Below are 22,599 nucleotides of genomic sequence, written 5' to 3'. Positions count from 1 at the left end.
TATCATGTAAAATCATAGAACGATAGACAGCAGGAGTCAAATATCCGGGGGAATCGCCGCCATGCGTACAGTAGGTCTTATCGTCGAATATAATCCGCTGCATAATGGTCACTACTATCATTACCAACAATCGAAAAAGGAAACGGGCGCAGACGCCGCCGTCTGCGTCATGAGCGGCCACTTCCTGCAGCGCGGGGAGCCCGCGATTGTCCACAAGTGGGCTCGCGCGGAGATGGCGCTCGCCATGGGCGCCGATCTGGTGCTCGAGCTGCCCGTCGCTTATGCCGCGCAGCCCGCGGAATGGTTCGCGTACGGTGCGGTGTCCGTGCTTGAGGCGACGGGCGTCGTCGACAGCCTCTGCTTCGGCAGCGAGAGCGGCGACCTGTCCGTGCTGAGCGCCGCAGCCGAGCTGCTGCACCGCGAGCCGCCGGCGTTCGCGGCCCTGCTGCGGGAAGAGCTTGCCGGCGGCCTGCCTTACCCGGCCGCTTACAGCCGGACCGTCGCCCGCTTCGTGCCCGGCGCAGACGTTGACGAATTGGCAAAGCCGAACAATACGCTTGGCCTGCATTACTTGATTGCCCTGCATCGGCTGGGCAGCTCCATAACGCCCAGGACGATCCGCCGCACGAAGGCGGATTACAACCAAGCGGACGTGACCGACGGCTGCATTGCCAGCGCTACCGCCCTGCGCAAGCTGCTGCTCGGCGGCGGCTCGCTGGATGCCATTCGCCCTTACGTGCCGCCAGCCACGGCAGACATCCTGGAGCGCGAATGGCGGGCCGGCCGCGCGCCGGTGCATTGGGAACTGTTCGCGCAGCCGCTGCTGCACAAGCTGCTCTCCCAGCCGCCGGAGCGGCTTGCCGACTGCTGCGAGGTCAACGAAGGACTTGAGCACCGCATCGCCGCGGCACTTCGCGAGATGGACCCTGAGGAGGCCCGCAGCGGACGGACGGTGGAGGCGCTGCTGGAACGGCTCAAGACACGGCGGTATACCCGCACGAAGCTGCAGCGGACGCTGCTGCGCATCCTGCTCGAGCACCGCAAGGCGGACCTTGCGCCGGAGCTTCTGCGGCAAGGGGCGCCGTACATTCGCGTGCTGGGCTTCAGCCCGCGCGGACGCGAGCTGCTGCGGGCGATGAAAACGAAAGCGAAGGTCCCCGTCATCACGAAAGTGACCCGGGAATCTTCGCCTCTCTTAGCGATGGATGTGCGTGCGACTTCCGTGCACGCGCTGGCTTACCGCGATTCCGGTCCGCGGGACTGGCTGCGCGATTATTACGAGCCGCCGGTGCGGTTAGCCTCTACCGGCAATCCGGACGATTAAGGCTTCGGCGTCAACGCAGCCAAATACTTCAAAGCGTCGTCCAGCGTCGCGACCGGCACGATTTTCATCGATGTAGCCATCTCCTCCGCCCTCGCCTTGGCATCCGAGTAATTGGGAATTGTCCCGCCGGTCGGCGACTTGTAGTCCTCGGGCGCGAAGAAAATTTCCGCCCCGGCCCGGTCGGCGGCCACGACTTTATGTTTGATGCCGCCGATGACGCCGACCTTGCCGTCGGGATCAATTTCGCCAGTACCGGCGATTTTATACCCCTTCGTAATATCTTCCGCGCTTAACCGGTTATAAATTTCAAGCGCAAACATAAGTCCGGCGGACGGACCGCCGATTTCTCCGGCTTTGATCTCAATTTGATGATCGGGCGATTCCGCTTTCACGCTGTGTACTTCAGTCGGCACAATGCCCAGTCCCACGCGCTTGGCGTTCTCCGCCATGTCTTCCTGTTCCGGAAGCACGGCCAGCGCAATGTCTTTCGTTCGGGTGACGCCGCCTCGCTTGTAAACGATCTTGACCGTGTCTCCCGCTTGTTTATTTCCCACCGCAGCCCGCAACTCTTCATACGTTTGGATGGCCTGCCCGTCAATCTCCAGAATGTAGTCTCCCGCATGCAGCGTTTCGCTCGCCGGAAATTCGGGGTACACCTGCTGGACCACGACGCCGTCCTTCTGAATATGATACGGCACCCCTAGCTTGTTGTAGGCCGCCTGAATCGCGTCCGCCTGCGAGGTCAGCATCACAATTTCTTGCCGCTGCGAGTACTCCTCGCGGGTTTCGTTGTTTTGCAGCAGCTCCTTCTTGAGCCGAAGTTCCTGATAAGGTCTCACGAACGACAGCACATAGCTGACGAGATTGACGTCGCTAAGCTCCACCGTCGTCAGCATAAACTCGCCGCGATCCGCACCGGCCGCCTGTTTGACTTGCACCATCGGCGCGAGCACCTCCGCCGTACCCGGTTTAAACACATACAGCGGCAGCGGAATAAAATAAACGATAAACAGCAGCCCGATCGCGATAAAGACGCTAAATACGATGCGGGACGCCTGCTTCACATGTCTTCTGTCCTCCATACGGCTCTCCTCTCTCCCGTATCGGATCTTCTACCCGAATCTGCCTCTTCCGGTTCTCCCGGTTCTTGTCTATCGTACGCCCGTCAGGTCTAATCCATGCGGGCCAAGCGTAAACATGTACCATTCTGACAAGCCGGAGGGGTTCGTATGCCGCGGTTATCCAGCTTATTCTCCCCCAAATTCACGACGCTCCTGTTAGGCGCCTCGGCGCTTGCTTTAGTCATCAGCATCATCTTATTCCCCGACCTGGCATTTCAATCGTCTTTACAAGGCTTGCAGCTCTGGTGGAAGCTTGTCTTCCCCGCCCTGCTGCCCTTCCTGATCCTCACCGAGATGCTGCGCGGTCTCGGCGCTCTGCACGCGTTAGGCGTGCTGCTCGAACCGCTGTTCCGCATCCTGTTCCGCGTGCCTGGCATCGGCGGCTTCGTGATGGCGATCGCATTCACGGCGGGGATGCCGGCGGGTGCCGCCGCCATCGGCGGCATGCGCAAGGACGGGCAGCTGACGCGCGACGAAGGCGAACGGCTGCTCGCCGTATCCCATCTGCTGAGCCCTGTCATCTTGATCAGCGTCGTGGGCGTCGGCTTCCTGCACAGCGCGGCCGCCGGCCTTGCCCTCGCCGTCATTCATTACGGCTCGGCGCTGCTGATGGCCTTGGCGCACCGCCTTCGCGCAGAGCGGGCGAACGAAGCGCGGAGCGTTTACGACACGCAGCCGGGCGAACGCGGCTTCCTTAGCCGCTTCTGGCATACGCTGGAAGATGCTCGCAGCCGCGACGGCCGTACGTTCGGCAAGCTGCTTGGCGACGCGGTATCTTCCGGCGTCCAGCAATTGTTCGTCATCGGTGGTTATATGATGATGTTCTCCGTCCTGCTTCAAGCGATCCCGTTGACGGGTATGATCGACGGGCTGACCTCCATCGTCGTCGCTGTTGTCAGCGATATCGGACAAGGCGAAGCTGCGTCGCTGTTGACCGCCTTGATGACCGGGATCATCGAGCCGCATTTGGGCGCTTATGCGATGACGCAGCAGGTCGGCCCTCCCGGGAGCGCGTCCTCGCTCGGGTATGCCGCACTCAGCGCGCTGCTCGCTTGGGGCGGGCTATCCACGCACGCCCAGGTGCGCAGCTTCACCGCCGCCACCGACCTGCGGTTTGTCCGCTTCTTGTCGGCAAGGCTGCAGCACGGCGGCATCGCCTTTGTCCTGACCTTGCTGGCCTGGCGCCCGCTCCTGCAGTATTTCCAGGAAGGCGCCGCTGTGTCTACCTGGGCGCCGATTGCCGCCTGGAACGGCGGTTGGTCGCTTGAGCAGAACCAGGGGTGGCCGTTCATCAGCCCGATGATGCTGCAGTTCGGCAGCATGCTGCTCGTCATGCTCGTCCTGTCCGTATTCGCCGCCTTCTTGTTCCGACGTGGGCGGGGACGAAAGGCGTAACCGGCCTCTAACGCCGGTTACGCCTTTGGCCTGCTCCCATATTTCCCGCGCAGCGCCCGCTCCACTTCCGGCGGCACCAAGTCGACCACCGGTCCGTGGAAGCGGGCGACTTCCTTAACAATGCTCGAGCTTAAGTAGGAATATTTCGGCGTGGACGTCATAAAGAACGTCTCGATGTCCTCGCATAACTTGCGATTCGTAGACGCGAGCTGAAGCTCGTATTCAAAATCGGAAACGGCCCGCAGCCCCCGGACGATCAATTGCGCATCCTTTTGCTTCATATAATTAATCAGCAAATCGCGGAAGCTGTCGATCTCCACATTCGGCAAGTCGGCAGTCACCTTGCGCAGCAGCTCGGTACGTTCCTCCACCGTGAACAGCGGATTTTTGCTCGTATTGTTCAGTACCGCGACGACCAGCTTGTCAAATACCTTCGCCGCCCTGCGGATAATGTCCAAATGCCCGTTCGTCACCGGATCGAAACTGCCCGGGTATACCGCCACTCTATCACTTCGTTGCACACTTGCATCCATTCGTACGGTCAGCTCCCTCTGTATACATCCCTCTATTATGTCGGTTCACGCAGGTTCCGCCCTTCGTCAGCCCTTACGGAAAATGGTGATCGCCGTATCCCCATACTCCGCTCGTCGCAACGGGGCGAGCTCCCCTACCGGATCGTCATAACGATCCTCCGCATCATGCTCGACAACGACCGTGGCGCCTTCCGCCAACAGCTCGTCCTGCATAAGCTGCTCGAGCAAGCCGCCGATCACCTTCAATTTATAAGGCGGATCGAGAAACACGAGATCGAACTTGACCTCCCGCTTCGCAAGCGCCTTCAATGCCCGGCTTGCATCATTGCGATACACCTCGGCATGGTCCGCGAAACCGGTTACCTGCAAATTTTGCCGAATCGTATCGATCGCTTTCTTGTCGGTATCCGTCAAAACCGCGCGTTCCATCCCGCGGCTGAGCGCCTCAATCGCGAGTCCGCCCGTACCCCCGAACAGGTCAAGCACCTGTCCGCCGTCGAAATACGGACCAATCATACTGAATACCGCTTCTTTCACTTTATCCGTCGTAGGCCTGGTCCCCGTGCCCGGCACCGCTTTCAGCGCTCGTCCCCGGGCATCCCCCGAAATCACTCTCATGTCGAAAAGCCTTCCTTCTGCTTGCATGGATTGTCATCGCTATCGTACCATAAACGGTAAACATTGCACAAAGAACTTCGAAAAAAATTTGTCACCCGATGTATAACTTACCGTTCTTGCGGTCATCCTTATATCATCGACATCCGAAAATGTCGTAGACAACCGCGGAGAAGACTTACGTTCCCCATAAGCTCTTCGTCCGGTTTCTCCTCTCCCATGAAAGGGCCTCGTCGCGAGACGGGGCCCGAATTTTGTTTTAACCCTCAAACCCTTGATAGATAAGAATTTTATTATAATCCTGATATTTCACCACGGTTGATTTTTTAATTTTTGTCCATAAATATTGGGGGATTCCTTTTAGCGTTTGCCCCGGCGGCTGCGTTCCAGGATGAAACCGGGTATCGAGTGGATGCTTTATAGATCCACCTGATGAGTCTGCAGCAGTAGCGGACGAAACAATCCCCACTTTTGGGGACGGTCGCGGGATCCCGCCACGAGCTGGCCTGCACGGCACATAAATTTGTTCTTTGAAAAATAAAAAACTGACCTAATTAAAGGTCAGTAGGGAGACATTCCTATATAGGCCCGGTGGGGGTCGAACCCACAACCTACCGGTTAAGAGCCGGTTGCTCTGCCATTGAGCTACGGACCTGAATTGGGTATATTATATCACTTTACGATAAAAAATCAAGTCCCCCACCAGCTTGAAATGTGACCCGTAAGATGGACACTTTGAAAAAAGTGACCCTCTTGCGGGTCATTTGTGTTTTAATCGAATCATAGAGATGCGAGCGAGGGTTGGATCATGGGAAAACCCAGAGGAGTTTCAAAAACATTTACAGAGCAAGAAATCAAACAGCATGAGTAAAATCCGAGTGTTCTTCGTGTATCGGAAAAAACCATAACGTATTCCCCCAGCGCTTAAAGTTGCCGCTGTACAAGCCTATCAAGAGGGCGTAACACCTATAGAGATCATCTTAAAAGCAGGATTCAATCTGGCAGTCATCGGTCATGAGACGTCGAAGAAGAGTCTGTTGCGTTGGCGCAACGTATATGCGACTAGTGGAAAAGCGGGGTTGCTGGAAAACCGGCGAGGAAAAGGAACGACGGGCAGAAAGGCCGCAGGGTGTTATCGGTTGAAGAGAAGTTGCTACGTGCTGAGGCGCGCGTTAAGCTTTTGGAAGCAGAGAATGATCTCTTAAAAAAGCTCGAAACGCACGAAAAGCTCTGGCATGGCAAAACCCAGTAGGGATGTCGATCGTTAAGCCGCGAAGTAGATAAGCCATTCCGGACATGTTTCGGCTTTTCCCAAATATGACCAAGCCTTCATGCATATACATAGAAGATAAAGACAGACGGGAGGTGGGAAGTATGTCGATCAGAAAAGCACTTTTATCGCTTTCTGTTGGCTTGTTCTTAGCTGTCTTCGTCATAGGTCTTTTGCCTTTCTTAGTTATTATTAGTTGGGCGGAGACTTTAGGAAGTACCGAACTCTACACGTCGCCGCTATTCTTCTTAAATTTTTTATACAAGGACAGCTGTAAGGAGCAAGCGCAGCACAGAGAAGAGGGGCATTAAGATGGCCTCTTCTCCCCTTAGAGGGAGAAAAATCTCATTCCTTTGGAAAGCGAAAGAGATTCCCCTTTTCTCCCTATTCAGTTAGTGCTCGAGGTTGCCGATATTCTTAATGGGAACGATGTTATTAAGGAGTTGAATCACCATGTTCGAAGCCGGCTTGACTCAAGAAGAACTAAACCTGCTTCTCTCAAGAAAGAGTGCCCATGAATCTCCATTTATACCTAGATCGAAAAGAAAACGTAAGAAGCAAGGATTTATTGAATTCATCCTCAAAAAGCTTTTGATTATTTAAATTATAGACCCCGCAGTGAATCCATTTGTGTAGACATTTAGGAATAGGGTGGCTTCCGGCATCTATGATCGGGATTTCATAGGGGATCAATCCGATGCTGCACTTCACAAGTGAAAGTCGCCAATAGCTTCGTCTATAATGTCTTGGTTGGTCCCCATGTATCGCATGGTGATGCTCGGCACGCTGTAGCTAAGTATCTGCTGCAGCAGGTCACCGATCCGCAGCCCACGTTAACGCCCATCACCAGCAGAAACCAGTCGCGCTCCGACCGTTTTCTGAAAACTGACCTCATCTGCTCCAACTTCTCCATGCTTCTAATCGGCTGTACAACCTTCCAGCACTTTTCTTATAAACGAAAACCAAACAAGCTGACGTCTGTAGGGTACAGAGGCCAGCTTGCAGCTGCGAATCCTATGTTTATCGAGGACTATATTCGCCTGATCCAGTTTATCACGCACTTCCAGTAAACACATACGCGTTGCCGTATTTTTTCCTGACTTGAGTGCATTCATCCCTGTTCTAGTCATTCTACATCATCATGATTCAATATTGATTCGATTTAAAATGTCGGGAATTTCTTCGAACGAATGAATCCACAATACATTAAGCCCTAAATCATTCGCATCCTGCTCTTCCAATAAAAAAGCCAGTCTATCTATGATCTCAGTATCCCCGCGATAAGTTGTAGGTACCTTCTTAATAATATAATGATTGATTTTCTTCTCTGAATTTTTCCTGGAGGACACATCCAGCAAGCGCCTTAAATTAGGATCCGTTAAACTTAAACCAATCAATAGACACGTGTTCTGGTTTAACTTATTGAGCTGAATAAGATTGGACCAGCTGAAAGGTTCGATAAATTGACTATGATAGGAATCCTCACTAAACACAATATTGGAATCCTTTGGAATAGGGCTTGATCTTGGCAAGTAACCATGCACATGATAAATGGGGATTTCATCGGAATTGTGTTTTAAACCTTCACAATAAATCGGTTTATTTTTTATATTATTGTTAGTAAGATGCTCTTCAATGAGCGAGTCAAAATTAAAGGTTATAATGGAATCAAGCGGTTTGCGATCCCGTTGGGGCCGTGCCAGATTTGCTATGGATTCGATCGTATCGTTAATCCTAATATCGGAGGAGTACAGGGCATTGCGCACTTCTGCCTGGAAGTCATCGCCCAGATTATTTTTCAGGTACTTGCCGATGATTAGACTGGAATATCTGCTGTTAATGTCATCGATATTGCTGAAATCGATTGAAATATCATGATTATTCGATATTCGGGTCATCATGGATTCCAATAGTTTATTTAATAGCACATTCCAAGCCGGAATCCCCGCACTTATGGAAATACCGGCTCCGCAAATCAAGGTGAGCCTTCCGTCCGACAACGATTTGGCAATGACTTTAATATCTTTATCGTGCGAAACTGTAAAAGTGTTCGATGCCGCTGCTGTAAATCCATCTTCGACTCTATCGAACAAGCTTTCGATTAACTCTTTAAGTCCATCTTCAAAGTTAGACGATAAATCTAAATACTTGATTTCCGAAAGATAACTGGGCACGCTGCTTTTGTCAATGAGGACCGGTATGATCCTTCTGCTGCCCCTTGATATATCTGCCAGCGCCATTGCCGAAAATTCTTTTAACACCCCTCTGGAGTTCAGAGAATTTTTACTGATGACGACGATGATGGCATCCGCGTTATCAATGCCCTCTTTAATTTTTTCAAAAATATTGTCACCCAGTTCGATTCTCCAGGAATCCAGCCAAATGTGGTGACCCGCTGTTTCTAATTCGCGTACAATTCGATTGGTTATATCTTTATCCTCATGGCTGTAACTAATAAAGACTTTCATCTGTGCACCTCTTCGAAAGATGGCCTGTCACCATACACAAACGTTCCTGCACCATTGGAAACAACCCTATAGTTCAATCATATAAAAAATAACAAATATCACCATAAAAGTATATCGTTTTTTTGTAATGGCCATTGTCCTGCCGGGCTTGGTCATCTCATCTCATATCTCCGGAACATACGTTCCCCGTCGCGCCGCAAAATAAAAAGGACTCCTCTCGGAGTCCCTTGACGGTGATGGAATGGGTACACTGCCTTGAACCTTCTGAACCTCGGGTCAAACCTTGATCACACCATGCAGTTGTACACTACATTAATGTGTCTTTGGCACATCCCCTCGCTCCTATTTGGTTTCAATAACAACTTCCCTGGTATTGCTCGTTAGATCGCCCAACGAAAACCACACCTCTCTTGTCACCGTCCTTATGTAGGATGTCCCGTGACAAAGAAATTATTGTATCTCTACGTTCAAAAAATTACCGGCGGATGGATGCGATTTCTTCATAATGGGTCAGCTTAATTTCTCCATCTACCAGCAAGGCAAACTTTTCGCGCAATTCCCGTATATGCGGAGTGTTGTCATGGAAATCCCAGGCCGCTTGATCTTTATACTTTTCGTAGAATGTAAATTGGCCCGGATCGTCTTTGGCCCGGAGCAGGGTATACGCCAACGCCCCTTCCTCGTTTTGCACCTGTGACACCATATGAATCAGCGCTTCTTCAAGTTCCTTTTCTTTTCCAGGCTTTGCTTTTAACGTAGCTGTAAATGCGATCACGGGTTCATCCTCCTGATGTAACGATTCTGTTTACCAAGTGCGGGGATCGCCTGCACTCTCCTGAGTATAGCCGATCCACCCGCTTCATGCATGCGTTCATTCTGCACAAATTTGAACAAGCTCCGGCTTCCGCAGCATCCCGCCGCGCGTCCGGTTCCGGTATTTCACCCGAGCTCTTATCTTCGGCTCCAAATAGACAAAGCTGGGGCCTTCACGGGCTTGGAGTTTCCGGGACAGGCTCATAAACGTTTCTCGATGCTCAGCCGTCACCCCAAGCTCGAGCATGCCTGAAGGACGCAGCCTGCCGTTCTCTTCCAGATGAATCAGCCAACCCGATCCATCTTTACGATACCCTGCAAGGTACACATCCGCATACTGGTAGTTAATAATTTGCTGCCAATCATGGGATTGCCTGGACACGTATTTACTGTTTTTCCGCTTTCCGACAATCCCCTCCATTCGGTTCGCCACGACATATTCCCATAGATCCTCACCGCGGCCATCGATATGCGGCACGATCGATATATTCGGATTCGACTCAAGAACAGACTCCAGAATCGAGCGTCGCTTCATTAGCGGCAGCTGCCGCAAATCCCGACCCTTATGGAACAAAATGTCCCAAACTATATAATTCACCGGCTGCTGTTTCGAGTACGTATCGATTTTGTTTTCTTTTTCAGCCGGAATCGTTCCATCACAAGCTCAACATCTATCGCTTCTGTCTCCGGATCGGTGCAGCAGACTTCGCCATCCAGCACGAAATCGCCGTCCATTGGCGGCAGGTGCAGCTCGGGAAATTGCCTCGTGCATTCATTCCCCTGCATCGTCCATAATCTGGTTTCATCGGATTGCCGCGACATGATCACCCTATGACCATCAAGTTTCGGTTCAAAAATCCATCCGTCGTCTGAGAATGGCTCCGGACGTGATTCAAGCAGCATCGGCGCTATGAACATAAGAATCACCCGCAATCATTGTACCACGGGGATTATGCACGAATAATCAGGGAATCACTGGGGTTTCAGTTGGATTGCAATTGCTCAAGATCAGCGGTCACTTTCTCAATCATCTGCACAAACGAAGATAACTCCTCGGAACTGGCCGCCTGGGTCCGCGCTTGGATGGACGTTTGGTGGGACTCATGCTCAACCTCTCGCAGTAAACGTGAAATCACTTCAAGCTTCTCCTGAATTTGCTCAAGCGCCTCCTTCGACCTTGAAGCTAATTTACGAACTTCATTGGCTACAACCTCAAAGCCGCGCCCCTGATCACCGGCGCGCGCCGCTTCAATGGCCGCGTTGAGACCAAGTAAATGAGTTTGATCCGATATTTCTTTGATCAGGGAACCCATATTTTCAATATGCGTCACTTCTTGAGTAAGCGATTGCACCATATGATAGGATTTATCCTGAGATTCCGAGGAACGAATAGCGGAATCTGCAACCGATTGGCTGCTGCTGCTGAGTTCCACCATCATCGAAGCAAGTTCCTGGACGGCGGAACTAATCCCGTGCAAGAGACGGCCCCGTTCATCAGCGAGCGTTTGGACTTTCTTCTTCTCTTCGAATTCATAAGCTTCCAAAACTAATTGAGAATCGAAATTAAACATTTTGGTAAGCGCTTGGATGACCGATAACCATGCGTCAGGCATCGTCCGTTTGAAATGATGGGTTGCCAAGTCCAAATACAGCAAATACGTTCCTAAATACCACTGCGTCGTTAAACCGATTCGAGAATGAACCTGACCTATAAAAATCCTTTTTTCAATAAATTCATTGTCAATGGTACCGGTCGCAAGCGAAAGAAAATACCACCTTTGCGTCTCTTTCAATCGTTCAACCGTGCTGTGAGCCTCAATAATCCGTTTCAGTTCTGATCGCTGCATGATCCGTTCATACAGTTCATCAACCAGTGTGTCCACGACTTCTTTAAATATAGGTTCTTTACTTTGCAAAAGCGTTAAATCTTCGCTGGTAATGCCGATGTAATCAAGCTGTTGTTTTCGTGCTTCCGATAAGTTTAGCATGGGTACGCTCCTCTGCATCATGAAGTCAAATCTGCTTACTCTACTTTTATTTCATTATAAGAAGAAACGAATCTATAATATCCGGATCAAAGAACGATCCACGGTGGTCCAGCAGGAATTCCAATGATCTCTCCTTTCCCCAAATTTCCTTGTAAGGCCTTCGTGAAGTTAAAGCGTCATAAACATCCACCACACTGACAATACGAGCTTCTAACGGGATGTCAGCGCCTTTCAATCGATGAGGATAACCAGATCCGTCCCATTTCTCGTGATGGTGCAGGATAATGTTTCTGGCTACATCGAATTCATCTTTAAAAAACTCATCGTCCAGCTCTGCATTTATTTTTTCGAGAATATCTACACCAATGAGCGGATGCATTTCAATAATTAAACGTTCATAGCTTGTTAACTGCCCCGGCTTATATAAAATACCTTCGGGTACCCCGGATTTCCCAATATCGTGCATAATGCTGGAGTGACTTACACTGCGGACATATTCATCCTTCAGCTTAAGATTCAAGCGCTCATTATGAGTCGTTATTAACCGCTCCGTTAGTTGCTGGACTCTTGTTAGATGTTCCTCGATCGCGGGATCTCTGATTTCACAGGAAATAGCCAGCACTTTCAAAAGCGCAGCTTGAAAGGAGCTTCTTCGTTCTTCCGCTATGTAGATGCCTTCTCGCAAATCTTCCAGTTCCCTGAACAGTCCGACGTAGAACCACTCCCCTTCGATAAGAAAAGGAGTAATCGAAATGGAAGAATGCCAAAGTTCGCCGCTCTTCTTTTTATTGATAAAAATGCCTGCCCAGCTCTCTTTTTTATGCAACGCCTCATACATGCTTCTATAGGTCGCTTCTGTGGTAAATTTCGTTTTTAGAATGCTTGCTCTGGCACCTATGATGGTCTCGCGTTTGTACCCGGTAATTTCCTCGTATGTCTGGTTCACATCAAGAATACGATGGTCGGCATCGGTAATAATGACGGCATCGGATAACGAGAGGAACATACGTAAGTTCTGATTCAAGGCCATTCCCCTTATTCTTTATGCAAAATAAATGTAACCAAAGTTACAATAGCACGTCTTTCGCACAAATGTCCAGGCCTGTTTACGGCCAACAAAGAACACACGTTCGATTATCCATGCATTAAAAAAGGACTCCTCTCGGAGTCCCTGACGGTGATGGAATGGGTACACTGCCTTGAACCTTCTGAACCTCGGGTCAAACCTTGATCACACCATGCAGTTTAGCACTACATTAACGTGTCTGCGGCACATCCCCTCGCTCCTAATTGGTTTCAATAACAACTTCCCTGGTATTGCTCGTTAGATCGCCCAACGGAACCACACCTCTCTTGTCACCGTCCTTATGTAGGATATCCGATCGAAGCAATCTTATACCGAAGATTATCAATATTTGATTTCGATTCATGTTCACATCTCGTCCATGGCGTTCCCTGCGGCCTGTTGTTATAATGAAGAGTGAGTTTTAAACGATAAATGTCATTCGAGGTGTAACGATGCTCACAACCGCTCTAGGACGTTTGCGCTTGATCGGTGCGATCGAGGGCCTTTCCTTCCTCATTCTGCTCGGAATCGCCATGCCACTGAAGTATGCCTTCGAGATGCCGCAAGCCGTTACGACAGTCGGGCAACTCCACGGCCTCTTCTTCGTGCTGTACCTGCTGGCCATTGCCAACGCTGCCTTCGTGCATCGCTGGTCCATGGGGAAAATAGGGCTTGCGATTATTGCCGCCTTCGTGCCGTTCGGGCCATTCCTGTTCGACCTAAGGCTGAGAAAAGAGCAGCGGCCAACTATCCCGCAGTAGCGGAACAAGGATCTTCATTCCGGCTCATATCCGGGCTTTACGGCCTGATAGCCTGGAACGAGGATGCCTTAGTTCCGCTTTTCTCTTATCTAGGATACAAACGGTGTATAAAAGCGCTTGACTCGATACATTACGTATCTTATAGTTACATAATGGAGCAGTTCTTGTTCCTTTCAGAAAACTATCGGCAATGTAAAAGGTCACAGCTGACGTTATACGGTTTGTATCGTATTTATAGAAAGGGGATTTGCATGTTTCATTTGCTGGAATTGAACATTGCCGAACACCGTCTCGTTATGGAAGTGCCTTCGGACACGTTATATACGTGGGCGGCGCGTACATTTTGCGCGGTTCCGGCAACCAGCTATACCTTCGCCTCCCCGATCGACCTCATCCTGAGCGCGAACGTAGGGTACGGTCAATCCTTCGACGGGCGGCCAGCGCAAATTTCCTGCACTGCGGCATTCATACAATATTGGCGAAGCGACTTCCTGATCGTCGTCTCACGCGACTATTCGGAAGCAACGATCGAGGCGTATGACCTTTTGGCTTTAAATCAGGCTCTCCTGACGTTGTACAGCGCGCTCATTACATACCGGGAGTGGGGACTCCTCGTACGGGCGACTTGTTGGATCGAAGACGGTCGTGTCCTCATGTCCGCCGATACGTCCTCCCCACGGCCATTCATGACGAACGAAAAGCCGTTTGCCCACACCCTGTTATCGGATGAAGCTGCGCTGATTAAAGTGTCCGGCGATCATCTCCGGGCGTTCAATTCGCCTTTCCGCAGCGGTTCGTTGCGAAATCCGCTTGAAATCCATCTGAATGGCGAGCTAGACGAGTGTCTGCTGAACCGCCCTACGCTCCATTCTCGCCGAATTCGGCTCAGCGAAACCGAAGCCGTCAGCCGACTGCGGTATTTACTGGCCTTTCAAGCACTCGACCCGCATGAATCGGCCAAAACCGCCGCGATGTGCCGCTCAGCAGTTCGCGCGGTTCCTTTCTACGAGCTTCAGGCCCCAGTTCCCGATGCCTTCCTGAGCCAGGCTCATGAACACGTTTACGCAGAAATGGTTTAAGCGGACCAGCCTTTTCGGCTCTCCCCTTTTCTGGTAAGATCATACCAGAGAAGAAAGGGTGGGAACGATGAGAACCGAAAATCAAGTGAAACGCAAGCTCAACGAGCTTCTGATGCAGAAGAAAACGTTGGAGTCCCGGCTGGAAAACGAAGCCGCGGGCGCGGACAACCATCCGCTGCGGCAGCAAATCGACCGGCTCGACGAACAAATCATGCTGCTTGAATGGGTATTGAACGAACCGGTCGGCAGCTATCACGCCTAATGAAAACGGAACGAAAGTCATCGACCTTCGTTCCGTTTTTGTTTGGTATGGCAAGCCCTAGCGCTAAGAGCCCTGCGCGATTGCCGTCTTCCGCGCCTGTGTACGGCGCTCCTCGCGCTGTTCTTCCGTCAAGCGCGGGCACGTATAGCAGCAAAAGCCGCCTTCGGTTCGATAATACAAGCAACAGGCGTTTTTCATACGGATACGCTTGTCCGGATCTTTCAAGTCTTCCATCCAGCGAATTTTGACGTCGAGCGGATTTTTGGCACGGCCGAACACCTCGCTGTTCAATTCCTGTCTTAAGCGGTTGTAGTCTTCAGCAATCCGCTCACGCAGCTCATGCTCTTCCGCCTCCGCCAATAGATCGTCCATCAAGTAATTCAGCTTCGTCGGGAATTGACCCCATAATTGGCCGACTTCGATTCCCGCGGCCTCCGAAGCGGCCTCCAGCAGCGGACGAAACGTCGTGCCGTAGAGCTCCGTCAGCGTTCGGCGCAGCCACGCGGTTCTTTCCGCTTCCCCGGCGGGAGCCGGCTGCGCCGCCTCGCGAACGAGCTTAAACGAGATAGCCGTATAGCTCTCCTTGACGTGCAGCTGCACAACGAAGTTTGAGAGCGACAGGTCTAACGCCTGATTGTGAAACGACAGCGCATACTGCTGTGCAAACGCCGCATAACCAAGCCATCCGCTGAAATAAGCGGCGCACGCAGCCGGTTCAAGCGCGTGGATACGCGTCCCGTAAAGCTCCAGAAACTGCTGCATATTAGGCCGCTCCAGCAATTCGGCGGCAGGAATCGAACAAATCAAGTGCTCCGGGTCTTCTCGACGAATATGATATTTTTGTTCCAATGTCAGAAAGTCCATCAGGATGCAGCGCCTTCTTTCGCGGATCGATAAAGGAAAGTTAACCTCGTTATAGGCTGATAACGATTTTCATTTTCAATTATAACCGAAGACGCTTTCTTTTACCACGTTCAATTTGACTAGTTGTCGCTGCGCCTTTCGTCGTCACGATCCGACAACTCTATAATGTCCTTGGCGCTCGGCAAATCACTCTCGTCAAATTCCTCTTTGGATTGCTCCGCCTGCCGCAGCAGCTCCTCCCGCCTCGATAAGTCCGGCTCCGGCGCTCCCCCGTACAGCAGCTTCAATTGGTTCTCGTAGACGACGATTAATAACGTGACGATGAGGGACAAATCCACCAGCACAACCCCGATCAGACTGGTAAACAGGAGCAACATCCAATTGACGGCAACGACCGCGACAAAGATGAAAAGCCCTCCCATGCACAACCCCTCCCGCTCCTTGCTACGATCGCAGCTGCGAACGGTTCGTTATGCCGATGCAACGATCTTAAGTTCTTCAGACGGTTCAATCCGGCAAACGAGTCCAGCCGTATTCCAGGACCGTCCTTCTTTCAACTTCGTTGTCATATTCTGAAGACCGGTCCCGGGACCGCCCGAGATCGGCACATCTTCTTGCGGGGCATGCTGGGCAACGCGCCTGCCGGCAGCAGGCGCTTCGTTTCGTTCCTGTCTTGCGCGCGGTTATTCCTTCCTGGCAGCGCTAAGCTTCGTACAGCTCGAGCGGCAGTCCGTCGGGATCCGCGAAGAATGTGAACCGTTTGCCCGACGTCTCGTCAACCCGGATCGGTTCGACCTGTACGCCTTGAGCGGTCAGGCGGGCGGCCGCCGCCTCCACGTCGTCCACCTCGAAAGCCAAGTGCCGCAGCCCCCGGGCCTCCGGATAGCTCGAGCGCACCGGCGCTTCGGGGAACGAGAACAGCTCGATTTGGTAGATGCCGCCGACCCTCAGATCCAGCTTATAGGAGTTTCGTTCGGCGCGATACGTTTCGTTATGTACCGTAAGTCCGAGGATGTTTACGTAAAAGTGCTTCGATTTTTCATAGTCCGAGCAAATGATGGCGGCATGATGAATGCGTTTAATAGGAATCATCGCGTCCGCTCCTTAGTAACTGATCAGCGAGGCCATCAGCAAACCGGAGGCGAGGCTCAAGCAGAACGAGAAGATGCCGACGGAGACGTTTCCCCTGGGAATTTCGGCCAACACCTTAAATGGCGTCAACAATTCGAACAAGTAAAAGATAAGGATCTGGAAGGCGATGCCGATCAATCCCCATACGATCAAATCGACAAGCCCCAGGGAATGATACACCGCGGAAGCGAGCACCAGCACTTGACCGATCAGCTTGCCGCCGAGATCGTAGGCCGCCGCTTTGCCTGCCGCCGCCTTGACCGGATCGGTGACATCCCCGGCATCGCGAATTAACCGGAACTCATTGTAAGGCGTGACGAGGTTGAAAAACAATAGCCCTAACCCGACAAGCGGCACCGTAACCCCCAAATACATGAAAAAATTAACGACGCTTTCGAATTGCTCCACCTTCGATTCTCCTCCCGCAAATTAGCTTTCAGTGCCCTCTTCCTCCAAAGCGCACGGCAAATAATAGGATAAATTGCTCGTGATGGTTCCGCCGACGCGCGCGATGACCGCCGAACTTTTGCCATCGATCAGGAAACAGCCCCACAGGAGACGACCGTCGAACGGGCCGTTCGCCGTCTCTACCCGGATCGGCGGCAGCTCGGTGAATTGCTGGTACACCATCGGTTGATCGGCGTACTCCTGTTCGCCGCTCGATTCCCGGGCGGCGCCGCTGCCGTCATAGATCGTGACGCTGCTGCCCTCCCGCCCGAGTATGGGTTTCGCCACATACGGCGTTCCCGGCTCGAAGCAAGGCTCCAAGTAAGTCGGCAGCATGTACCGCCTGATCGTGTCGTGCTCCTCTTTGGTATAAAACTCGTCCGCTTCGTGCAGGTTCCAGATGAGCGCCTGCAGCGCTTTCGTCTGCGCGGCAAAGCCCGACGGCGGATTGACGATTGCCAACCGGCGGTCCGCAATCAGCCGCAGCACATGCTCGCCGGTCGGGTAACCGTCCGTGTCGCGGTCTTCGGCCAGCTTCTCGAGCGCGTGCAGCCGGTATAACACGTCAACCGGCTGCAGCTGCGGCTCAGCGAAGGCGGTCGAGCCGGCCGGCGGCAGGCCGGGCGCCCATAGGCGTTCGCCCTTCACCCGCAGGTCGGCCAGCGGCACGAACGCAGCGCCGGTAACGCCGGACTGCTGCAGCAGGTAGCGCGTCGTACCCGCATCCTCCTCGTGCCAGCCGAGCGCGCTGAACACAAAGCGCTCCGTCGGGTAACCGGCCTCCCGGTACAGCCGCAGCATCCGCTCGAACGCTTCGCCCAGCGCCTCGCTGCAGCCCGCGTTCGGGTCCTCCGCGCCGTAGGCTGCGCAGATGCGCCCGTTCGCGTGAAAAGCCTCGACGATGCCCGTCGGCGTATCGCTGTTGAACTCCAGCATCTTAAGGCCGTCCGGCGTCAGCGCAAAATCGAACCGGCCGATCATCGTCGGCACCGTGTCATCAAAGCGAAGCCGCAGCGCGCCGAACGACGCCTCCGGCAGCCCGAGCTCCGTCCATAAAGCGGGCTCGCCCTGCTGTACGATCTGCACGGTGCGCGCATACACGCGCCCGAGCGCCTCCGCAGCGCGGCGCATCTCCTCAAGCCGGCTCCGGCGGATACGGCACAGCCCGGCCAGCGCATACTCTTGGCCGTACAACCAATCCCAAGTGAACACGCCTTCCCGGCGCAGCGGCTCATACAGCGCTTCTCGACGCTCGGCATAGGTGAGATCTGCAACCCTCCGGCTTTCCTTGGTCATGGTCCATCTCCTCCGTTTCGATTGTACCCGAGCCGTCACGTCAAGAGCCGGAGCTCCCGCTGCTGCCGATACCGCCCTTGCTGATCCCGGATGTCGCACCGCTCGTGCCGCTTTTCACCTTACCGCTGGAGCCGCCGTAGTAGCCCGACGAATGTCCCCCGCTTCCGTCATCGCAATAGCCGTCTTGATTTCGATCCGTGCAGCTGCCGTTACTTGAACAGCCGGCCGCACCGCCGATCACGAGCGCCGAAGCGACGAACAGCGAAACGACTTTGCGCGTTCTGCTTTTCGTTAGACCCATCGTTCGTTTCACCCCTCCCCTTGCGGCTGACCGCGATTACATAGCCCGGGAGCCGGGCAAGCCAAACTCCGCCGCCTCTCCCTCCGGGCTATTGCATTCATTTACGTCGAAGTCGAAATGGCGTAATATACATACGTTTCGCGGTCTTCATCGATTTCCGAAGACGTGCGCTGCCACTCCCGACCTTCCGCATATAAATAATTCGCTTGCACATGCAGCATTGCTTCCAGCGTATCGGCGAAGCGGTAAGTCTCGACCAGCCGGTAGTCGGCTGTGCCTTCGCTGTACTCCCGCAGCTCCATGTAGATGCCGCGCGGGCCGTTCGCATCCGGCCGGCGCCATGGCATCGTTCGTTCCTCTTCGGCTTCTTTCACATAAATGACGTAACCGTCCGACTCGACGGCGCATGACGTTTTTTCATACACCCGTCCGCTTTTGACGAAATAATCGCAAGCGAACCGAAGCGCCGCCTCGTCTCTCCCGATCTGCTCGTAGTAATAAAGGACCGGGAACGTCTCGCCGCCTTCCGTATATAACCGATATTCCAATCGCGCCAAGTAAACCGCTCCTTTCCGTCATCGACCGCGCGGAGGCATCAAGGCGTCGTCCGCGCTTCGGGCAGCATGCGGGCTGCATCCGCCCTTATCCGGTCATCCGTACCATTCATACGTGCAACAGCGCCTAAAGATTCGTTTCGTAACAACGGCCGCATTACCCATTACCATTTCGCTTAGACGCACTTTCGGGCTCCAAAGTTGCGCCTTCGGATAAAATCAGGTGCATTTTCCAGGCGCGTACACCGGCAGCGCGACAAGCTCACATGTCGGGCAATAAAAGGAAATGTATGGATGATGTCGAATATATAGCTGTTTCCATCTTTTATAGCGAATGATGAGGGGTATGAATATGTCGAATAAAGACTTCTTTATTAGCTACAACAAGAACGACGTGCAGTGGGCGGAATGGATCGCTTGGGTGTTGGAAGCGAAAGGTTATCAAACCGTCATCCAGGCTTGGGATTTCAGACCGGGAAATAATTTTATTCTAAAAATGCAGGAAGCTGCCAGTCAATGCCAAAGAACCATCGCCGTGTTGTCGCAAGATTATTTGAATTCAGCATTTACGCAGCCGGAATGGGCAAGTGCATTTGTTCATGATCCGACTGGTAATCAGTCTACCCTGCTGACTGTGCGCGTTAAACCATGCGAACTGGAAGGTCTGTTAAAACCGCTCATCTACATCGACCTGCTCGACAAGCCGGCCGATGAAGCGGAAGAAGCGCTGCTTCAAGGCGTGCAGCTAGGGCGGGCAAAGCCAAATCAAGCACCCGTTTTTCCGGGAGCAGCGGCAAAGACTGTTCCGTTCCCGGGTAATCGTGTAAACCCCTAGCAGGCTCATCGGGACAATCAGACACACACTTGATGGGCCCACAAACCGTGTCTGCCAGACGTTCACACTGGAATATTCCGCACCACCTGAAAAACAAAAACTTCGTAGGCAGAGATACGTTTATAGCCGATCTGAACCACCATGTACATACAGCGGTATCTAACCGCATTTTTGCTATTCACGGTATGGCCGGGATTGGCAAGACCCAGATTGTGTACGAATACATCCGTACATTCAAAGATCAATACGACCTGATCTACTGGATGAGCGCAGAAGATGAAACGCTGGCGCTGAAAGATTTTATCGGGCTCGGAGAAAAGCTGAAATTACCCATAGACCCGGATCAGGAGCAACGCTGCAATCTGGAACTGGTCAAAAACTGGCTTGGCGCGAACGAACGGTGGCTGTTAGTTTTTGATAATATGGATGATCCTAAGCTTCTTCAAACTTTTTTACCGGACGAGGTCCGGGGTAACATTCTGCTCACGAGCAGAAACCCGAACTGGATGCATGCTGCCGAACCGATTGAACTGGGCCTCCTGGATCCTGACTATTCAGCGTTGTATCTCCAGCAGCGATCCGGCGTTTCAGACCCTGCTGCCGCCCTTCAGTTGGCCAATCTTCTGGGCAATCTTCCACTAGCGCTGGAACAAGCAGGGGCCTACATTGAAGCCACCCGCTGTTCACTTGCAGATTATATCGAGGAATACAATAAATATAAGTCAAAGCTGCTCCAGCTTTTCCAACCGTACAATTACAATTTTACGGTAGTTAAGGTCACGGAACTAGCGCTGGAGCGAATACGCGATAGTAAGCCGGATGCGCTATGTCTGCTTAACGCGATGAGCTTCCTTCATCCTGAGGATATCCCCAAGGACTTGTTTGTCCAAGACGATACAGATTTGGAGCTCGAACACTACTCCATTAGGGATTCATTAACGCTTAACTCTTATATTTATGAATTACGGCGTTTTTCTATCATTCATGCGGATCAGGCTTCGCTATCCATGCACCGGCTGATCCAAGAGATTGTACGCGCGGGATTGCCGGAATCCCGGCAACGGGAGACGCTGCGTCTGGTGCTGCGGCTATTGGAAAAATCGACCTCCAAATGCAACGAAACGGAACTGGAGATCACCGCTAGCGGCGAACGGCTTGTTTCCCATCTGGTACGCGCTACCGAACATGCGCTGCAAATGGATCAATTTACGGATCAAGCCATTGATTTAATGACTTTTTTAGGACAGTATTTCACGCTAACCTCCAACTACGAAAAAGCGATCCATGTTTATGAAGAAACGATCGATTGGGTCAAAAAGTCTTTAGGCGAACAATATGAAGGCTTGATCGACCCCTACAGCGGGCTGGCTTTTACCTATTACCGCATGGCACAATACGCAAAATCGGAGTCTTTGTATCAACAAGCGCTACAATTGATTTCGAGAAGTAAGGCAAGCAACGAGTACGCCACCTACAATCATTACGGCTTGCTGTTGTTGAAAACGAATCGGTTTCCCGAAGCGAGAACATTTTTTATTCAAGCACTGCGGGGGTCAAGGAAAAAATTCGGAAAAAAATCATTGCAAACCGTCAATATTAATGGCAACTATGCCGAGCTGCTTTTAAGACTGGATCAAAACGAACGAGGGTTAAAAATTCTTAACCAAAACATAAAGTTGTTACAGGATTTGTACAGCGACAAGCATCCTTCCATAGCGACCTGCCACATTCTCCTCGGTCAAGCCTACAGCAATCTTCACCGATTCAATGAGCAGGAGCAGCATTGCCGTTTAGCCCTCGGGATGGATGAAGAGTTGTTTGGCCGCGAGCATCCCAAAGTGGCAACCGATTGCAATAACCTCGGACTGGCGCTCATTAATCAGGAGCAATATGACGAAGCGCTCGCTTATTTTAAACGCTGTTACCGGATCGACCGTCAATACCTGGACATGGATCACCCGAAAATAGCGGTTCGCCTTTGCAACGTAGGTCTCGCTTATAATCATAAAGGGAAGCATCGACTTGCCATCAAATTTTACAGAAAATCGCTTGCCATCAATCAAAAAGCATTCCCGGACGGTTCATTGGAAGCCGCAACGCAGCTCGTTAATATTGGAACGGCTTATCAAAGTTTAGGAAAAACGACCGAAGCCATTGAATATTTGGAACAAGGACTGGCTATGGAGAAAAAATTTTATAAATCCGATCATAGCGAGTTAGCGAAGAGTTATCTCAATTTGGGATTCTCGTATTGCATGACGCGTCTTCCGTTCTATTTGGATAAGGCGGTTACGTATTTCAACAAGGCACTTCGGATCTATGAAAAAAAACTGGCACCCGGCCATCCGTTAATTAAACAAGCTGTTGAATGTTTGTTGGTTGCCTACGAACTCCAAAAAGATTTCTTGAATTTCACTTCAACCCTTACCAAATACAGGAGCATTCTAAACTAGTACATTGGTGAAGATGAATAAGG

General features: G+C 52.1%; 26 protein-coding genes and 1 tRNA gene. 10 read left to right on the top strand and 17 right to left on the bottom strand.

Annotated features, from left to right (window positions below; genetic code table 11):
• Positions 1-61: 61 nt before the first annotated feature.
• Positions 62-1,324: a nucleotidyltransferase gene (locus JMF85_RS14935; protein WP_155614357.1), complete on the top strand. Its 1,263-nt coding sequence runs from the start codon at positions 62-64 to the stop codon at positions 1,322-1,324.
• Here JMF85_RS14935 and JMF85_RS14930 read toward each other — a convergent pair.
• Positions 1,321-2,406, bottom strand: coding sequence for a SepM family pheromone-processing serine protease (locus JMF85_RS14930; RefSeq protein WP_127604606.1), 1,086 nt, complete (start codon positions 2,404-2,406; stop codon positions 1,321-1,323). The genes JMF85_RS14935 and JMF85_RS14930 overlap by 4 nt on opposite strands.
• Before the next feature lie 147 nt (positions 2,407-2,553).
• Here JMF85_RS14930 and JMF85_RS14925 point away from each other — a divergent pair, with 147 nt between their 5' ends.
• On the top strand, positions 2,554-3,840 hold the full coding sequence (locus tag JMF85_RS14925; protein ID WP_201318454.1) for a nucleoside recognition domain-containing protein: 1,287 nt from the start codon (positions 2,554-2,556) through the stop codon (positions 3,838-3,840).
• A gap of 17 nt (positions 3,841-3,857) precedes the next feature.
• Here JMF85_RS14925 and coaD read toward each other — a convergent pair whose 3' ends face one another.
• The 3 genes from coaD to JMF85_RS14910 form a co-directional block, all read right to left on the bottom strand.
• Entirely contained in the window at positions 3,858-4,373 is a 516-nt protein-coding gene (gene coaD / locus JMF85_RS14920; RefSeq protein WP_054798240.1) for a pantetheine-phosphate adenylyltransferase, read from the bottom strand.
• Positions 4,374-4,439: 66 nt separating this feature from the next.
• On the bottom strand, positions 4,440-4,991 hold the full coding sequence (rsmD, locus tag JMF85_RS14915; RefSeq protein ID WP_201318453.1) for a 16S rRNA (guanine(966)-N(2))-methyltransferase RsmD: 552 nt from the start codon (positions 4,989-4,991) through the stop codon (positions 4,440-4,442).
• 580 nt (positions 4,992-5,571) lie between these two features.
• A tRNA-Lys gene (locus JMF85_RS14910) sits at positions 5,572-5,643 on the bottom strand.
• Between the two features lie 719 nt (positions 5,644-6,362).
• Here JMF85_RS14910 and JMF85_RS14905 point away from each other — a divergent pair.
• The 3 genes from JMF85_RS14905 to JMF85_RS14895 all read left to right on the top strand — a co-directional run bounded on the left by JMF85_RS14905 (position 6,363) and on the right by JMF85_RS14895 (position 7,328).
• Entirely contained in the window at positions 6,363-6,569 is a 207-nt protein-coding gene (locus JMF85_RS14905; protein ID WP_201318452.1) for a hypothetical protein, read from the top strand.
• Positions 6,570-6,711: 142 nt separating this feature from the next.
• Positions 6,712-6,861, top strand: coding sequence for a hypothetical protein (locus tag JMF85_RS14900; RefSeq protein WP_155615679.1), 150 nt, complete (start codon positions 6,712-6,714; stop codon positions 6,859-6,861).
• A 110-nt stretch (positions 6,862-6,971) separates the two neighbouring features.
• On the top strand, positions 6,972-7,328 hold the full coding sequence (locus JMF85_RS14895) for a hypothetical protein (RefSeq protein ID WP_127608450.1): 357 nt from the start codon (positions 6,972-6,974) through the stop codon (positions 7,326-7,328).
• 69 nt (positions 7,329-7,397) lie between these two features.
• Here the strand turns inward: JMF85_RS14895 and JMF85_RS14890 are convergent, their stop codons facing one another.
• The 6 genes from JMF85_RS14890 to JMF85_RS14870 all read right to left on the bottom strand — a co-directional run bounded on the left by JMF85_RS14890 (position 7,398) and on the right by JMF85_RS14870 (position 12,551).
• Positions 7,398-8,726: a TIR domain-containing protein gene (locus tag JMF85_RS14890; protein WP_127608451.1), complete on the bottom strand. Its 1,329-nt coding sequence runs from the start codon at positions 8,724-8,726 to the stop codon at positions 7,398-7,400.
• A 475-nt stretch (positions 8,727-9,201) separates the two neighbouring features.
• Positions 9,202-9,501 carry a putative quinol monooxygenase gene (locus JMF85_RS14885; RefSeq protein WP_054798249.1) on the bottom strand — a complete coding sequence of 100 codons (300 nt, stop codon included), beginning with the start codon at positions 9,499-9,501 and terminating at the stop codon, positions 9,202-9,204.
• Positions 9,502-9,597: 96 nt separating this feature from the next.
• Positions 9,598-10,137 (bottom strand): ATP-dependent DNA ligase, encoded by a 540-nt coding sequence (locus tag JMF85_RS14880; protein WP_269103397.1) that lies wholly within the window; start codon positions 10,135-10,137, stop codon positions 9,598-9,600.
• Positions 10,134-10,361 carry a hypothetical protein gene (locus JMF85_RS28405; protein ID WP_269103396.1) on the bottom strand — a complete coding sequence of 76 codons (228 nt, stop codon included), beginning with the start codon at positions 10,359-10,361 and terminating at the stop codon, positions 10,134-10,136. Before JMF85_RS28405 ends, JMF85_RS14880 begins: the two co-directional genes overlap by 4 nt.
• Positions 10,362-10,522: 161 nt before the next feature.
• Complete coding sequence (locus tag JMF85_RS14875; RefSeq protein WP_155615691.1) at positions 10,523-11,527, bottom strand: globin-coupled sensor protein; 1,005 nt, start codon at positions 11,525-11,527, stop codon at positions 10,523-10,525.
• A 46-nt stretch (positions 11,528-11,573) separates the two neighbouring features.
• Positions 11,574-12,551, bottom strand: coding sequence for an HD domain-containing phosphohydrolase (locus JMF85_RS14870; RefSeq protein WP_236595862.1), 978 nt, complete (start codon positions 12,549-12,551; stop codon positions 11,574-11,576).
• Between the two features lie 494 nt (positions 12,552-13,045).
• On the opposite strand from JMF85_RS14870, the gene JMF85_RS14865 reads away from it, so the two are divergent.
• From JMF85_RS14865 to JMF85_RS14855, 3 genes are all read left to right on the top strand, one after another.
• On the top strand, positions 13,046-13,354 hold the full coding sequence (locus JMF85_RS14865) for a DUF3817 domain-containing protein (protein WP_054798253.1): 309 nt from the start codon (positions 13,046-13,048) through the stop codon (positions 13,352-13,354).
• A 251-nt stretch (positions 13,355-13,605) separates the two neighbouring features.
• Positions 13,606-14,433, top strand: a complete 828-nt coding sequence (locus tag JMF85_RS14860; RefSeq protein ID WP_201318450.1) for a hypothetical protein — start codon at positions 13,606-13,608, stop codon at positions 14,431-14,433.
• Positions 14,434-14,500: 67 nt separating this feature from the next.
• Positions 14,501-14,695 carry a hypothetical protein gene (locus tag JMF85_RS14855; RefSeq protein ID WP_054798255.1) on the top strand — a complete coding sequence of 65 codons (195 nt, stop codon included), beginning with the start codon at positions 14,501-14,503 and terminating at the stop codon, positions 14,693-14,695.
• Between the two features lie 63 nt (positions 14,696-14,758).
• Here JMF85_RS14855 and JMF85_RS14850 read toward each other — a convergent pair whose 3' ends face one another.
• The 7 genes from JMF85_RS14850 to JMF85_RS14820 all read right to left on the bottom strand — a co-directional run bounded on the left by JMF85_RS14850 (position 14,759) and on the right by JMF85_RS14820 (position 19,291).
• Positions 14,759-15,559, bottom strand: coding sequence for an IucA/IucC family C-terminal-domain containing protein (locus JMF85_RS14850; RefSeq protein ID WP_201318449.1), 801 nt, complete (start codon positions 15,557-15,559; stop codon positions 14,759-14,761).
• A gap of 119 nt (positions 15,560-15,678) precedes the next feature.
• Positions 15,679-15,981, bottom strand: coding sequence for a hypothetical protein (locus JMF85_RS14845; protein WP_201318448.1), 303 nt, complete (start codon positions 15,979-15,981; stop codon positions 15,679-15,681).
• Between the two features lie 280 nt (positions 15,982-16,261).
• A complete protein-coding gene (gene gloA2 / locus JMF85_RS14840; RefSeq protein WP_054798258.1) occupies positions 16,262-16,651 on the bottom strand; it encodes an SMU1112c/YaeR family gloxylase I-like metalloprotein in 390 nt (129 codons plus the stop codon).
• 12 nt (positions 16,652-16,663) lie between these two features.
• Positions 16,664-17,098: a DUF350 domain-containing protein gene (locus tag JMF85_RS14835; RefSeq protein ID WP_127608457.1), complete on the bottom strand. Its 435-nt coding sequence runs from the start codon at positions 17,096-17,098 to the stop codon at positions 16,664-16,666.
• A gap of 21 nt (positions 17,099-17,119) precedes the next feature.
• On the bottom strand, positions 17,120-18,433 hold the full coding sequence (locus tag JMF85_RS14830; protein WP_201318447.1) for a glutathionylspermidine synthase family protein: 1,314 nt from the start codon (positions 18,431-18,433) through the stop codon (positions 17,120-17,122).
• A 40-nt stretch (positions 18,434-18,473) separates the two neighbouring features.
• Entirely contained in the window at positions 18,474-18,734 is a 261-nt protein-coding gene (locus JMF85_RS14825; RefSeq protein ID WP_141333701.1) for a hypothetical protein, read from the bottom strand.
• A 101-nt stretch (positions 18,735-18,835) separates the two neighbouring features.
• Positions 18,836-19,291 carry a hypothetical protein gene (locus tag JMF85_RS14820; RefSeq protein WP_201318446.1) on the bottom strand — a complete coding sequence of 152 codons (456 nt, stop codon included), beginning with the start codon at positions 19,289-19,291 and terminating at the stop codon, positions 18,836-18,838.
• A gap of 349 nt (positions 19,292-19,640) precedes the next feature.
• On the opposite strand from JMF85_RS14820, the gene JMF85_RS14815 reads away from it, so the two are divergent.
• Positions 19,641-20,123 (top strand): toll/interleukin-1 receptor domain-containing protein, encoded by a 483-nt coding sequence (locus JMF85_RS14815; protein ID WP_054798191.1) that lies wholly within the window; start codon positions 19,641-19,643, stop codon positions 20,121-20,123.
• Positions 20,124-20,170: 47 nt separating this feature from the next.
• Positions 20,171-22,576: an FxSxx-COOH system tetratricopeptide repeat protein gene (fxsT, locus tag JMF85_RS14810; protein WP_201318445.1), complete on the top strand. Its 2,406-nt coding sequence runs from the start codon at positions 20,171-20,173 to the stop codon at positions 22,574-22,576.
• Positions 22,577-22,599 lie beyond the last annotated feature (23 nt).

The sequence above is a fragment of the Paenibacillus sp. EPM92 genome (genome assembly GCF_016586185.1).
In the GTDB taxonomy this organism is placed as follows: domain Bacteria; phylum Bacillota; class Bacilli; order Paenibacillales; family NBRC-103111; genus Paenibacillus_G; species Paenibacillus_G validus.
This window is presented reverse-complemented; position numbering and strand designations above follow the sequence as displayed.

Bases quoted from the DNA above. Each gene is read 5' to 3' on its own strand.
- JMF85_RS14935 (WP_155614357.1), top strand. From the start codon at position 62: ATGCGTACAGTAGGTCTTATCGTCGAATATAATCCGCTGCATAATGGT.
- JMF85_RS14930 (WP_127604606.1), bottom strand. From the start codon at position 2,406: ATGGAGGACAGAAGACATGTGAAGCAGGCGTCCCGCATCGTATTTAGC.
- JMF85_RS14925 (WP_201318454.1), top strand. From the start codon at position 2,554: ATGCCGCGGTTATCCAGCTTATTCTCCCCCAAATTCACGACGCTCCTG.
- coaD (WP_054798240.1), bottom strand. From the start codon at position 4,373: ATGGATGCAAGTGTGCAACGAAGTGATAGAGTGGCGGTATACCCGGGC.
- rsmD (WP_201318453.1), bottom strand. From the start codon at position 4,991: ATGAGAGTGATTTCGGGGGATGCCCGGGGACGAGCGCTGAAAGCGGTG.
- JMF85_RS14905 (WP_201318452.1), top strand. From the start codon at position 6,363: ATGTCGATCAGAAAAGCACTTTTATCGCTTTCTGTTGGCTTGTTCTTA.
- JMF85_RS14900 (WP_155615679.1), top strand. From the start codon at position 6,712: ATGTTCGAAGCCGGCTTGACTCAAGAAGAACTAAACCTGCTTCTCTCA.
- JMF85_RS14890 (WP_127608451.1), bottom strand. From the start codon at position 8,726: ATGAAAGTCTTTATTAGTTACAGCCATGAGGATAAAGATATAACCAAT.
- JMF85_RS28405 (WP_269103396.1), bottom strand. From the start codon at position 10,361: ATGTCGCGGCAATCCGATGAAACCAGATTATGGACGATGCAGGGGAAT.
- JMF85_RS14875 (WP_155615691.1), bottom strand. From the start codon at position 11,527: ATGCTAAACTTATCGGAAGCACGAAAACAACAGCTTGATTACATCGGC.
- JMF85_RS14865 (WP_054798253.1), top strand. From the start codon at position 13,046: ATGCTCACAACCGCTCTAGGACGTTTGCGCTTGATCGGTGCGATCGAG.
- JMF85_RS14860 (WP_201318450.1), top strand. From the start codon at position 13,606: ATGTTTCATTTGCTGGAATTGAACATTGCCGAACACCGTCTCGTTATG.
- JMF85_RS14855 (WP_054798255.1), top strand. From the start codon at position 14,501: ATGAGAACCGAAAATCAAGTGAAACGCAAGCTCAACGAGCTTCTGATG.
- JMF85_RS14850 (WP_201318449.1), bottom strand. From the start codon at position 15,559: ATGGACTTTCTGACATTGGAACAAAAATATCATATTCGTCGAGAAGAC.
- JMF85_RS14845 (WP_201318448.1), bottom strand. From the start codon at position 15,981: ATGGGAGGGCTTTTCATCTTTGTCGCGGTCGTTGCCGTCAATTGGATG.
- gloA2 (WP_054798258.1), bottom strand. From the start codon at position 16,651: ATGATTCCTATTAAACGCATTCATCATGCCGCCATCATTTGCTCGGAC.
- JMF85_RS14830 (WP_201318447.1), bottom strand. From the start codon at position 18,433: ATGACCAAGGAAAGCCGGAGGGTTGCAGATCTCACCTATGCCGAGCGT.
- JMF85_RS14825 (WP_141333701.1), bottom strand. From the start codon at position 18,734: ATGGGTCTAACGAAAAGCAGAACGCGCAAAGTCGTTTCGCTGTTCGTC.
- JMF85_RS14815 (WP_054798191.1), top strand. From the start codon at position 19,641: ATGTCGAATAAAGACTTCTTTATTAGCTACAACAAGAACGACGTGCAG.